Raw genomic sequence first — 12,947 nt, forward strand, 5'->3', positions numbered from 1 at the left:
GCAAAAGAGGGCTTTCCTGAATAAAATGATACAAAGCAACCGTCAGGAGGTTTTTATGGCAGACAATAAAATACTGAGAGCATTACCGTCAAAAGTAATACTCTCAGCTGGTCATACTCTGCAGTTCGATACGCTGAGCGGATCACAGGCTACCCAGATTCGCCGGCAGTTATGCCAAAACGCCGGCAGACGGATGAGCGGCTATTACTCCGCCCATCCAAAATCCTGGAAAATATTCCTGGAATGTATGGCTGATTAATCCATATTCTTCCGCCATCCGGTGGTCCGGACGGAGAGCTGGCCGCTTCCATGCGCTATCTCTCCCAACGCTATACCATGCCGAACCGTACCTGCATGGGAATGCTGACCGATATCGGTACCTCGGTACCGGTAATGCCCCCTTTATATCAGGAAATAACGAAGGACAAACAGTCCCGCCAGAATATACATCGTCACACTGATCTTCTTTTCTTTCGCCTTTCCGGATAACACATTGATCACCACATATGAGATCACTGCCATAACAATGCCTTCCGAAATACTGTAGAAAAACGACATGGCGCCGATCCCGATAAACGCGGGAATCCCTTCACCAGGATCGTGGAAATCAATCAGACCAACATTACTCATCATATAGAATCCAACCATAATAAGCGCCGGAGCCGTCGCAAATGCCGGTATTGCCAGAAAGACCGGTGAGATCAGCAGAGCGGCACCGAACAGTATGGCAGCTACAACCGCGGTCAGTCCCGTCCTTCCCCCCTCTGAAATACCGGAGGTGCTCTCCATAAATGTCGTGACCGTCGATGTGCCAAGCACTGCTCCCGCCGTCGTTGCCACAGCATCAGCCATGAGTGCCCCCTTTATCTTAGGGAGTTTCCCGTCTTTATCAAGCATATTTGCCTTTGCAGATACGCCGATCAGCGTCCCCAGTGTATCAAAGAGGTCCATGAACAGCAATACGAATACAATGATCCCCAGATCTGCCAACGGAATAACAGTGAAATTCAACTTCCCGAAAACCGGCGCTATACTTGGAACGGCTAATCCAGCGCTGAAATCCGGTATCAGAGAATATAACTTCAGTTCAGGATTCGGAACATAAAGCCCGGACAGCTGGCAGATAATTCCCAGTGCCCATGTGATCAGGATTCCCCACAGGATATTTCCCTTTATCTTTTTTGCTACAAGCACCCCTGTGATCAGCACACCGAGCACAGCGAGCAGAACGCAGATGCCTGCATCCTGAAATGAACCTGTCCCACCATGCAGGTTCTGATAGTTCTCAAGCGAAAAAAGCGAAAGCAGAGTACTGCCGCCGATCACAATATTGGCATTCTGAAGCCCTACAAAAGCGATAAATAAACCAATCCCCACACTGATCGCGTGCCTCATACTGGTAGGTATCGCATTAAATATAGCCTCCCGCACATTGATACACGTGAGCAGAATGAATATAATACCTTCAATAAACACTGCTGCAAGCGCTGCCTGCCAGGGATACCCCATCTGCTGTACAACCGTATAGACAAAATAAGCATTCAATCCCATTCCGGGTGCAAGCACAAACGGATAATTGGCAAACATCGCCATACACAGCGTACCGATCACCGCTGCAAGTGCCGTCGCCGTAAAGACTGCCCCCTTGTCCATCCCCGCTTCGGCAAGCATGTTGGGGTGTACCGCCAGTATATAAGCCATCGTCATGAATGTGGTGATTCCGGCAATGATCTCAGTCTTTGCATCCGTATGGTGCTCTTTAAGTTTAAATATTTTTTCCAGCATTTCCTTCTCTCCCGTATCCCTCATATTAAAATCTGTTATTTTTTATTTTCTGTATCTCTGTAATATGCAATCATCAAATCCACCATCCGGTTGTAGCTTTTTATTCCATCATCCTGCCCGTTGGCCTTCAGATAGAGATCATTGATCTGATTCGATAGTTTTGCAGTTCTGCCATCATAAGCATCCCAAAATGTACTGTTGGCCCTCAAATCTGCCTCAGCCTCCGGTGCAAGCCCGCTGCGGACCACACTCCAGCGCTCCGCATCAGCACTGCTGAGCTCGTTCATACTGTATATCCATCCCATAAGGTATCCACTATATTGAAAATCTATACTATCCGAGGAACTGCATGCCAGAAATGCAATGAAATTTGCCTCATCCTCCTGCATAAACCCTCTCAAATGAGATAATTCATGACAGGTGGTAAAAGGGATATTATAATCAAGCATATCACCATTATAATTTGCCTCAAGAGTAAACGGAGAATAAACCCCTGTCAGTCCCTGATAAGAAAGGAGTTCTGAAACCAGAAGTCTTTTTGGCTGCGGATAATATCCATCCAGCATTGGATACTCTTTCCCCAGTTTCTGCATGGCACTCACTGCACCCTCATCTTCCTCTGACTGCAGTATCATTTCCCCCTCTGTGTTTCTCGTGACCAGACTGCTGCAAGCATTGACTTTCTCAGTCAGCCGGCTGCATACCGCTTCCAGCTCATCCACCGTACCCCCTCCGGCAGAGATTCCTGCTTTTTCAGAGAACGAGTTCCTTTTGTAATTCACACCGCAGTTTACCGTATACAGGAACATCAGGACGGCCGCCACAAGAAACAGGCAGGAAAGCCACCTCATCAACGTGCGCTTCCTGTTATCTTTACGGATAATTTTTACTGTAATATGTACCAGGGATGCTGCCAGGACCAGCAGCAGGATATAAAGACATATTTCCGACACAGAGAACGGAAAGATCCCGAAAAATCTTCCAAATACGGAAACCAGCACCTGATAGATATGTACAGAATACCATTCAGCCAGTCCGGGCATCACAGACACCAGTATCTGTATCCCCCCGCTTACCGTCAATAAAATGCACGCAGCGATTACTCTTATCATTGTTTTAGATCGTTTCTGTTTCTCTCTTTTGTCCATACAGTTTTTCTCAATCGTAGGTTTTCTTTTATTATACCACGTCCCCTATTGAAAGATATATCTGTTTGCGGTTAAACCTTTGAAACACCCATATCCATATAAAAGCCGAATGGTTTCCCATTCGGCTGCCGGTCTTTAGACATCCCGTATTCTGTTATGAGACTATCAGAAACGCTACCAGCCCAAGAAGCACCTGTGCGATCAGGAAACGCACCACCACCTGCGTGTCCGACCATTTGAATTTAATCCTTACATGGTCATGGATTGGCGTACGCGTATTTTTCAGTATGGAGATTTTCAAAAACCTCTTCAGGAAGATCTTGACCAGTCCGAATCCTCCGTCGATGATCAGCATTCCTGCAAGGAGCAGATAAACAAACGGATGCTGTGATTTCATCGCAATGATCGCGAGATAAAATCCCAGAGCCCTTGATCCCGCATCCCCCATCAGCATACTGCTCGGCGAGGTGTTAAAATACAGGTATGCAAACAGTACCGCGACAAAGAGAAAGTCGGCGATCACATAATTTCCCAGTGCCTCACGAAAGATCAGACTGAACGACAGGATAGCAACGCAGCAGAGGCTGGCACACAATCCGTCGACGCCGTCTGAACAGTTCGTGACATTGATCGATATCCAGATCAGGACAATTCCAAGAATGATGTAAACCGCTTTCGGAATGATCAGCTCCATGCTTCCGATATAAATCGCCGTCGGATTATAGTTTAAAAAAGTAAGCATGGTGACGGCAGATATGATCAGGTCGATCAGGCCCTTCTTATAATCACTCCATGGTTTGTCAGACGCATCATCGAGATAGCCGCTCAGCATGATGCATGCAAGCAATATCAGATAAATGATATACTCACGGTCCAGCGGCATAAAAAGAACACTGCCGACTATGAAACACAGGACAAATGTCAGCCCCACGCCCCTGATCTTTCCTTTCGACAGGTTCCCATTGACTGCAAATGCTCTTCCCTGGTCACTCGGCAGAAACGGCAGTGGAAATTTCAATGCCAGAAATGTGAGGATAAATGTAATAAGTATACCCAGCATAACAATCTGGTTTGTGTTTAAATAATGATTTAATATATTGTACATCTTTCTTTTGCCTCTCGGACAATCCTTTCTGTTATCTATTCATTATACTGAAGATACCACAAGCCTGTCTAAAACGCAAGAGCTGCATCTTATGGTTTTTCCGCAGATATGTCTGTATTCCCAAATCCTAGCTTCAAAGGAAAATGCTTAAGATAAACATCAATACTGTCTTTGTTCCTCACTACTATTTTCTCAAGCAACTGCCGGTAAAATTCATCTTCATAATCCATGCCGCCTGTCATCTCACTGACGGCATCTGCAATCTGCCGGATTTCTTCGTTGTCTTTATCTGTCACCGACCTGATCACAGCAAGTATGCTGCCTTTCATTTTTTTTCTGTCGTATTCCAAAAGATCGCATGCCGCAGCCATGATATGGAGAACATCCTCATTGCGTATGCTGCATCCTGCGCAGCCAGTCATATTTTCATTCTCGTCTGTGCGGGGAGCGCCGTGCCGGACTGCTTCCAGACAACGCCATGACTGATAGCTGCTACCGTCTTTTCTTTGTTTATATCTGGAGACGTAACTCGAACCACAGCATCCGCATTTTATTTTTCCAGAGAATGTATAGCGGCTGCTGTGCTTTTTCTTTCCCTTCTGTGAGTGAGAACGGCTGTCCAGAATACGGTTGGCTTTTTCAAACATCTCCCTTGAGATGATCGGTTCATGGTGGTCCCTGATGATCACATATTCCTCCTGCCCGCGGTTATACTTTTTTTCATGAGACAGAAAATCCGGTGTGTATGTCTTTTTCTGCACCAGATCACCGCAGTATTTCTCATTCCGAAGAATGCGCAGGATAACCGAACTCTGCCATTCACTGACACGCATGGGCAAAATCCCCGTTTCCCCAAGCTCACGCGCGATCACATGTGTTCCCTTCCCCTCCTCCACATATTTATGAAAGATAAGCCGCACAATCCTGGCACCTTCTTCATCGAGATACATGACTCCGTCACGCACCTCATACCCCAGCATGCTTCTGCCGAATACAACTCCCTGCTCCATCCGCCGTTTCTGCCCCCATTTCACACGCTCTGAAGTCCGGCGGCTCTCCTCCTGCGCGATGGAGGACATGATCGCGAGGCGAAGCTCGGCATCTCCATCCAGGGTATTGATATTATCATTCAGAAAAATAACGGCTATACCATGCTTTTTAAGATCACGAGTGTAATAGATGCTGTCAAGCGTATTCCTCGCAAAACGTGAGATCTCTTTCGTAATGATCAGGTCAAACTCTCCATTCTTGGCACTTCTGATCATCTGGTTAAACGACCTGCGCTTTTTTGTGCTGGTCCCGGATATTCCCTCGTCGGCATAGATTTCAAACAGCTCCCAGTCGGGATTGCGCTCGATATACTGCCTGAAAAACGTGCGCTGACTCTCAAAAGAATTTGCCTGGTCATCACCATCCGTAGATACCCTGCAGTATGCTGCGACACGCTTTCTTTTGCCAGCTGTCCTTCTCTCCTGGTTTAAGCGTTCGTAATCATACACAAAAACCCCTCCTTACAGCCGGTTGTTCTGATTCTCAATACACTGTCGGCAATGTCGGGATTCAAGTTCCTCCAGACAATGCTCCCGCTGCTCAGGAGTCAGCAGTTTTCTCTTCTCCAGAGACCAGAAGACCGCTTTTTGAATCTCTGTGAGAAACGCTGCATACTTCGGGTCATCCAGTTTTGGCACTGGTTTACCGGTATAGGCAAATTCCCTGTGTTTCATTAACCGCACCTCCCTCTGCTTTACTATATGTGCCGTAGGCTTTTCCATATAACAGAGAGGCTGCGCCCTTTCAGGCGTCCGGTGCCATTATATTCTGTTCGGTATTCACATCAAAAAAATGCGCTTTGTTCATATCAAATGTGAGTGTTATCACATCCCCCCTCTTAGCCGGCGTATCCGGTCTCACTCGACAGACCAGATTTCCTCCTTTAAACTCCGTGTAAAGACAGGCTTCCGCTCCCAGCAGTTCATATGCCTTTACCTCGGCCGGCAGAACATGTCCGTCATCGTACGTATTCCACTGGGCAACCCGGATATCTTCCGAGCGAATTCCCATAATGACTTCTTTACCGGTGTAGCCTTCTTTTTTCAATACCTCCGCATTGACGGAAGGTATCTCAAACTTCCGATCTCCGGATTCAAATATGATGCTGCTCTGCTGCTCCCGGATTTTCCCCCTCAGAAAGTTCATCTGGGGAGATCCAATAAACCCGGCGACGAAAAGATTCCTCGGACGGTCATAGACCTTTTTCGGCGTATCCACCTGCATGATATCGCCGTCCCTCATCACCACGATTCTCGTTCCAAGTGTCATCGCCTCCGTCTGATCATGTGTCACATAGATGATGGTTGCACCGAGACGGTTGTGAAGCTTCGCTATTTCAAGCCGCATCTGGACACGCAGTTTTGCATCCAGATTGGAAAGCGGTTCATCCATCAGAAAGACCTTGGGATCTCTGACGATTGCACGCCCCATGGCCACACGCTGTCTCTGGCCTCCGGACAGTGCTTTCGGTCTTCTGCCAAGAAGTTCCTCCAGGTCCAGGATCTTTGCGGCACTTCGGACAGCCTTATCAATCTCCATTTTCGGGATTTTTCTCATCTTCAGTGAAAACGCCATATTGTCATATACCGTCATATGTGGATACAGTGCATAGTTCTGAAATACCATGGCAATGTCCCTGTCTTTTGGTTCCTCATCATTCACCTTTTTTTCATCAATCACCACCTCGCCGGCTGTGATCGGTTCCAACCCGGCGATCATACGCAACGTTGTGGATTTTCCACATCCGGACGGTCCCACCAGGATAATAAACTCCTTATCTTCTATTTCCAGATTAAAATCTTTTATAGCCTCATATCCGTTGGGATATATCTTTTTGACTTTTTTTAATGATATCGACGCCATAGAGTTCCCCTCTTCTATCCACAGGCGATCAGTGTCAGACCACCCAGCATTTCAAGCCTGCGTTTTCCCATATCTTTTTGTTCACGTTTGTCGTACTGTATGGCAGCAAAGGCTACCTCCTGTTCAGTATCCGGTGTCAGCTCATAGACACACAGCTCTTCTTCCTGAAATTGAATTCCTGCAACCTGATAGGTTTTTTCATTGATCAGTACACTCCTGCCATCCACTTTTGTACTTCCGAAGAGCTGCCACGCCGTTTTCTCTCCCAGGATACAGTATCCTGTCTCTCCCGCCGGAAGTGCGTTGCTGTTCGGAAACAGTATGGAACAGTCTCCTGCAATCCCGATCGTCTTCACATCAGCACTTCTGCTGTAATCAGGATTCGTCACCGTCTCCGGCTTATTTTCCTGCCATAAGGCAACATCAAATCCCTCTTCTCTCATCCGTGTGATGATAAGACTCATGTTCTCATCATACACCGCTGCGCTTTTCATCTCCCATTTGGCAATCCCCGAAGGTGCAGCAGCTTTATAAACCATACCGATTCCCAGCCCCGCCAGACATAAGACACCCGGCAGCAGAAGTGAGATCAGAATCTTTTTTCTTCTATTCATCTCCCTCCTCCATCAGCCGCACTTTATCGCCCGGGGATACTTCTTTGCTGGAAAATACAACGAACTGGTCATTTGCCCCCAGCGAACCATCTTCAAGCGCAGCACTGCCTTCATTTTTATCCTTAACAGTCACATCCTGCCTTACGACACTGAGCTCAGTTCCCAGAATCGTCTCTGTCTCCCGGATCATCAGGATATAATTCCTGTCATTATCCGCGTACAGCGCGGACAGCGGGATGCAGCACGGATACGGCCCCGACTGTTTTGTCAGTTCCATCTTACCGCTCTCACCGAGTGAAAGCGCTTCATCCATTACTTTCACAACAGCCTCATAGCCGCCTTCTTCCTTCTGTGTCACGGCGGTTATTTCACAGTTTTCTTTCTGCAGTCTGTCGTTTTGGAACTTAAGGGTCACGTTACTTCCCGTCTTCACATAATCCGCCTGTTCTTCTGAGAGTACCGCCTTAAAATTCCAACCCTCAGACCCGTCCGCCAGGATCATGGCTGCACTGTCCGTCGTGCGGTCGCCTGCTTCCACACAGATCTTCCCGACATTTCCAGCCATCATGCTTACAACCTGTCCATCGTTTTCCTGCAGTTTTTGATACGCTGCCAGTTTCGTTTCCAGCTGTGAGATCGTCTGCCCGGCCTCTGTGATACCGCTTTCATCAGCAGGTGCCTTATTTTCCGCATCTTCTACCGCCCGGCGAGCCTGCACAACCGCCTTGTCACGTTCAACCTCCGCGTTATAGAGCGCCGTCTCTTTCTGCGCCAAAGCATCCTCCAGTTGTTTCATGCCCTGCTCCCATGCGCTTGTATCAGCATTTTCATTCATCTCCTGATAGCTTTCCCAGGATGGATAAGCTGACAGCTCATACTCTGCATCAGAGTACTCCTGCCAGGCTCTGTTAACAGCCTCATCCTGAACCGCGATCGTATTCTCAAGATCCTCCAAAGCACGCTGTTTCGCAGCCTGTACAGTCTGTTGCTCCACACTCCTGCCGGCTTTAAGCACCGCAAGTTTCTGCTGCTCCATCTCGATCCGGGCTGTGACCTCTTCGCTCAGTTTTTTCAAATCCTCTGTATCCAGCCGGAGCAGTACCGTTCCCTGCTGGATCTTCTCGCCAATCCTGACACAGACCTCCGCTACCCGGATTCCCTCTTCCACAACCACCGCCTTTCCTATGTCCGCCTCGATCCTCCCTTCAGCTGTGACCGTGTGGGAAATGTTTCGCTGCTCTGCTTTTCCAATCTGCACCCTGGGCATCTGCCACGCATAGATACCGCGTGATATGATCGTGCACAGCAGCATAATAAGCAGGAATGCAGCAAAACACCAGACCGCTTTTTTTCTTCTTTTTTCAGATGTATTCCATTTCACTGTTTTCATGTCTTCACTCATTCCTTGATTCCCGATGAAATGATTCCCTGTTCCAGGTAATCCTGTCCAATTACAAACACAAACACAGCCGGTATCAGTGCTATCACAGATGCCGCAAGTGCGGTTCCCGCCTGCCCGGCTCCAACCTCCGGCAGATACAGCGAAAGCGGCCACAATGTCTTATCCTGCAAAAATGCCAGCGGCTGCTCCATCATATTCCAGTACTCCAGAAATCCTAAAACCACTGCAGACAGAATGCCCGGCGAACCCAGCGGAATCCCGATTTTCAAAAAAACCGCCAGCTCACCGGCACCGTCAATCTTAGCCGCTTCTATCAATTCTCTCGGTATCGCAGTAAAACTGCGGTATATGAGAAATACCGGAAATGTAGAAAAAACTGCCGGCAGGATGACTGCCGCATGGGTATTCATCAGGTTCAGCCCATCCAGTACCAGATAGGAGGGAAGCATTGTCACCTGAAACGGAAGCAACATTAAAATGACGTAGAGTGTAAACAACAGTTTCTTTCCTTTAAAGCGAAATGCTGCAAACGCCCATGCTGCCGGAACCGCAAACACCAGCTGTCCCGCGAGGATTGTTCCTACAATTTTCATCGAGTTCCAGAACACCGTAAAAAAGTCCGGTGTCCAGATCAGCAGTTTCACAAAATGAATCAATGTCGGATACAGCGGAAAAAGCTTCCATTCTATCATGCCGCCGGTTCCGTTTAACACTGGCGCCAGGCTTGCCGCCAGTTCATTTTTGCTTTTCAGAGAACCCAGGACTGTGAGAATCACCGGCATACAGATGATCACTGCTGATAACACCAGCCCCAGCTTCCAACAGATCTTTTTCAACCTCAATCCTCCTGTTTCTCCCAGAAACGCTGCAGCAGCAGCACAAATGCAACAAATACAATCGTGATACAGACTGCCGCCGCCGCCATTTTATCGATCTCCAGCTTGGTAAACCAGTTGTTAAAGATGTGCTGGAGAAGGTACATGTTCTGCTGCGGATAAGCTCCGGCTACCAGATAGGCCTCCCGGAATACCTTAAAGGAATTCAAAAAAGATAATACTGTGATTGTATACAGTACCGGCTTCAGTCCCGGGAGCACTACGTGGAAAAAACACTGAAACTCCGATGCACCATCCACTCTGGCAGCCTCTTTTAATTCCTCCGGTACATTGTGCAGGCCTGCCAGCCAGAGTATGATGGTATATCCCATGTTCTTCCACAGATAGCTGATGATCAGTACCCAGAAAGATGCATCACTCCCCAGCCAGTCCACCGCACTCAATCCCAGTGATGCAAGCCCCGCATTGATCAGGCCGTTTACATGAAACATCATCTTCCAGATCAGTACCACCGCCGCGGTGGGCACTGCCATTGGCAGCAGGTACACCGATTTCAGCCCCCTGATTTTTTTACATCCATTTAATGCCAGTGAGATCACAAGTGAGATCAGAAGCAGCAGCGGAAGCCCGACGGCCACAAATTTCAACGTATTTTTGACCGCCGCCAGGAATGCCTGATTCGTAAAAACTTCCCGGTAATTCGCAATCCCGCAGAACTTCCCCGTCACTGCAGTCTGAAAAGAACGTTTTCCCACATCCGCAAACGGTATCAGTACAAAGATGGCCACGCCTGCCAGACTTGGCAGCAGAAACCATACCCTACTCCTGTAGATGAATCGAAATTTTCTGTACAATTTCCCCAGTACAATCTTCAATCTCTTTCTCCCCCGTCAGAGCCTGTGCACCGATGGTTATGATCTCTTCCTTCAGACTGTCGTCCGTAACAGCCGGTACCTTAAGAGTCTCAATCAGGTCTCTGAACTGCTTCTTTTCCGCGTCATTCGGCCAGACGACATCAAGCCGTATCTCATTTCCGTCACGGTCCATAATCCCTGCCCCCTCCATTGATCCCGGAATGGGATTGGTGGCAAAGCTGTCAAAAGCCTCTGCATTGACCGGAAAACCATCTCTCAGATCTTTACTCTGAACTTCTGTACCCAACAGCGTTTCCATCCATGACATGGCAAGCTCCTGGTTTTCAGAGTTTACGCTGACGCCGATGATCCCGGACGGAGAAAATACATCTGAGGACTGTCCGTTAAACGCCCGGTAAGTATTCCCCTCCATTTGACGGTTGACCGCCAATACAGAATTCAGATCAGACATGCTGCCCAGCAGCCCCGCCGTCAGGACCTGCAGTCTTCCTATCTGCCACGCAGACTGGGGTCCATTGCTCAGCAGGTTCTCCTTTGCTCTCTGGTCATCCTGATAATATGCAAGAAATTCATCATACATCTTCTGGTGTTTCGCCAGTTCTTCCTCATCCAGATTTTTTTGCTCTGCCTCATAGATCCTTTTCGCCTGCGTCAGGAATTCCTGCAGGCCGTCTTCATTTACGTTCCCATCCTCCGAAGTCCATGCACCGGCTGAGGTTAAATACAACTTTTCCAGCAGCTCTGTTGCAGTGTAGGAGCCCAGTACTGTCTCCTCCGTTTCCGGTGAATCAGCGATCGCTTCTGCCGTATCTGCAAGACTTTTCAGATCTGAAATCTGTGACAGCCAGGATTCATTGCCGGTCAGAAGCGGCACATCAAACCTGAATGGCAGGATGAAAATTCCTTCTTCTGACTGATATCCTTTTAAAATCCCTTCAAAGTAATTTCCCGGAAGCTCTGCTACAAAATCGCTCAGATCCATCAGGATTCCCTTTTCGATGTAAGCATCTGCCGGCATTCCATTAAGCAGTATCATATCAGGTCCTTTTCCTGCAAGCAGCTGAGTATTCAGGTTCTTGACAGCATCATTTGCGGTCACACCGTTCTTCTCACTGACCCCGATCTCAAGCCTGATAAACGTATCCGGGTTCTCTGTGCGGTAGCAGCTGATCGCCTGGCGCACCGTCTCATTATCATACAGGGTGTATACCGTGAGCAGTTGTTCTGGAACGGCCGAAATATCCGGATCATATACATAAGAATAGAGTGCTCCGTCGTGATAATAGATCAGAAACGAGCCGTCTTCATTTCTGCTCATCCATGCAGGGGTTTTTGACGGATCCCCGAGATTCGTCAATGCCCCGTCTGCCAGCTGTTCCATGACATTACCTCCCAGCACATGACCGTAGATTCCGCCCCCTGCTGCCAGATATAATGTCTGGTTTCCGTCCTTATCATCTGAGGCGCACATTGCAATGCCCGCTTTTTGCTCTGTCTGCTCGCCGATAAACGAATTGAGCACTTCATCCGGCGTGCCTAGCTCGCCACTTTCCAGATTGTAGAAGTAGGCTTTCTGTCCATCCTGTACCACCAGCGAGTTACCACAGGCGTACAGACCCACGTCACGAACCTCATCCGGGGTAAACAGCTTCTGATATGTCTGCTGCCTGACATCCAGCTCATAGACGTCATAGCTGTTCGTAATGACAAACACCCTGCCGTCCGCGGTGATCACAGCGTCTATGACACTGGTGTTGTAATCCTCCAGACCAAACTCGGCATGATACACAGTACCATCGGGTTCCAGATAAATATATTTTTCAGGGTAAGTTTTTTCGGCATTTGATTCTTCCCATAAAATATAGGATATAAAGATTCCCCCGTCCGGTGCGACTGCCGTGCCTGTGATATCCGCATCCTGGTCCGTCAGTGTTTTTAGTTCTGTCAGAGTTTCCGTACTCCATGTTTTCCCCCCGTCGTCTGAAGTGAATTTTATACCTTCATTCTTGTCGATCAGGATAAGTCTGCCATCCTGCAGGCGGCCGATGCTCCCCACACCTGAGAATCCATCCGGCGCGGGAAGCTGTGTTTCGACGTATCTTCCCTTTGCATCCGCCGTATTCCCGGCATTGCCGCCGGTATTCTGTCCGGCATCCGTCATCTGTCCGCTTCCCACCCTGCTGCAGCCCATCAATGCCACTGCCAGTAACCCTGCAAGCAATATACGGTGCCACCGTTTTTTTTTCGTTTTCATATTTTTCAATCCTTT

Annotated in this window: 12 protein-coding genes and 1 pseudogene; 2 read left to right on the forward strand and 11 right to left on the reverse strand. The window is 48.3% G+C overall.

All coding sequences use genetic code 11. The features are described 5' to 3' along the window. Nucleotides 1-55 precede the first annotated feature (55 nt). Together MCG98_RS14570 and MCG98_RS14575 are read left to right on the forward strand one after the other, a co-directional pair. Nucleotides 56-259 carry a hypothetical protein gene (locus tag MCG98_RS14570; protein ID WP_240302639.1) on the forward strand — a complete coding sequence of 68 codons (204 nt, stop codon included), beginning with the start codon at nt 56-58 and terminating at the stop codon, nt 257-259. Then, nucleotides 259-381: pseudogene (locus MCG98_RS14575) on the forward strand (manganese catalase family protein); the annotation flags it as partial. The gene MCG98_RS14570 and the pseudogene MCG98_RS14575, both read left to right, overlap by 1 nt. A gap of 21 nt (nt 382-402) precedes the next feature. Here MCG98_RS14575 and MCG98_RS14580 read toward each other — a convergent pair. From MCG98_RS14580 to MCG98_RS14630, 11 genes are all read right to left on the reverse strand, one after another. Beyond that, nucleotides 403-1,785 (reverse strand): NCS2 family permease, encoded by a 1,383-nt coding sequence (locus MCG98_RS14580; RefSeq protein WP_240302640.1) that lies wholly within the window; start codon nt 1,783-1,785, stop codon nt 403-405. 35 nt (nt 1,786-1,820) lie between these two features. Then, nucleotides 1,821-2,933 (reverse strand): DUF3810 domain-containing protein, encoded by a 1,113-nt coding sequence (locus tag MCG98_RS14585; RefSeq protein ID WP_240302641.1) that lies wholly within the window; start codon nt 2,931-2,933, stop codon nt 1,821-1,823. Between the two features lie 154 nt (nt 2,934-3,087). Next, nucleotides 3,088-4,038, reverse strand: coding sequence for a phospho-N-acetylmuramoyl-pentapeptide-transferase (locus MCG98_RS14590; protein WP_240286328.1), 951 nt, complete (start codon nt 4,036-4,038; stop codon nt 3,088-3,090). A gap of 89 nt (nt 4,039-4,127) precedes the next feature. Beyond that, the gene (locus tag MCG98_RS18980) at nt 4,128-5,537 is read right to left on the reverse strand and encodes a recombinase family protein (RefSeq protein ID WP_240286326.1); all 1,410 of its coding nucleotides are present in this window, start codon (nt 5,535-5,537) and stop codon (nt 4,128-4,130) included. A gap of 12 nt (nt 5,538-5,549) precedes the next feature. Beyond that, entirely contained in the window at nt 5,550-5,762 is a 213-nt protein-coding gene (locus MCG98_RS14600; protein ID WP_240286324.1) for a hypothetical protein, read from the reverse strand. A 70-nt stretch (nt 5,763-5,832) separates the two neighbouring features. Next, nucleotides 5,833-6,951 (reverse strand): sn-glycerol-3-phosphate ABC transporter ATP-binding protein UgpC, encoded by a 1,119-nt coding sequence (ugpC, locus tag MCG98_RS14605; protein WP_240286322.1) that lies wholly within the window; start codon nt 6,949-6,951, stop codon nt 5,833-5,835. A gap of 14 nt (nt 6,952-6,965) precedes the next feature. Further along, nucleotides 6,966-7,565: an ABC transporter permease gene (locus tag MCG98_RS14610; RefSeq protein ID WP_240286320.1), complete on the reverse strand. Its 600-nt coding sequence runs from the start codon at nt 7,563-7,565 to the stop codon at nt 6,966-6,968. Further along, nucleotides 7,558-8,955: a hypothetical protein gene (locus MCG98_RS14615; RefSeq protein WP_240302642.1), complete on the reverse strand. Its 1,398-nt coding sequence runs from the start codon at nt 8,953-8,955 to the stop codon at nt 7,558-7,560. Before MCG98_RS14615 ends, MCG98_RS14610 begins: the two co-directional genes overlap by 8 nt. An 8-nt stretch (nt 8,956-8,963) precedes the next feature. After that, nucleotides 8,964-9,803 carry a carbohydrate ABC transporter permease gene (locus MCG98_RS14620; RefSeq protein WP_240286316.1) on the reverse strand — a complete coding sequence of 280 codons (840 nt, stop codon included), beginning with the start codon at nt 9,801-9,803 and terminating at the stop codon, nt 8,964-8,966. Nucleotides 9,804-9,805: 2 nt separating this feature from the next. Next, the gene (locus tag MCG98_RS14625) at nt 9,806-10,678 is read right to left on the reverse strand and encodes a sugar ABC transporter permease (RefSeq protein ID WP_275891338.1); all 873 of its coding nucleotides are present in this window, start codon (nt 10,676-10,678) and stop codon (nt 9,806-9,808) included. Next, nucleotides 10,623-12,932 carry an extracellular solute-binding protein gene (locus MCG98_RS14630; RefSeq protein ID WP_240302643.1) on the reverse strand — a complete coding sequence of 770 codons (2,310 nt, stop codon included), beginning with the start codon at nt 12,930-12,932 and terminating at the stop codon, nt 10,623-10,625. The genes MCG98_RS14625 and MCG98_RS14630 overlap by 56 nt, the downstream gene beginning before the upstream one ends. Nucleotides 12,933-12,947: the final 15 nt, after the last annotated feature.

It is taken from the genome of Ruminococcus sp. OA3, assembly GCF_022440845.1.
GTDB lineage: Bacteria > Bacillota > Clostridia > Lachnospirales > Lachnospiraceae > Ruminococcus_G.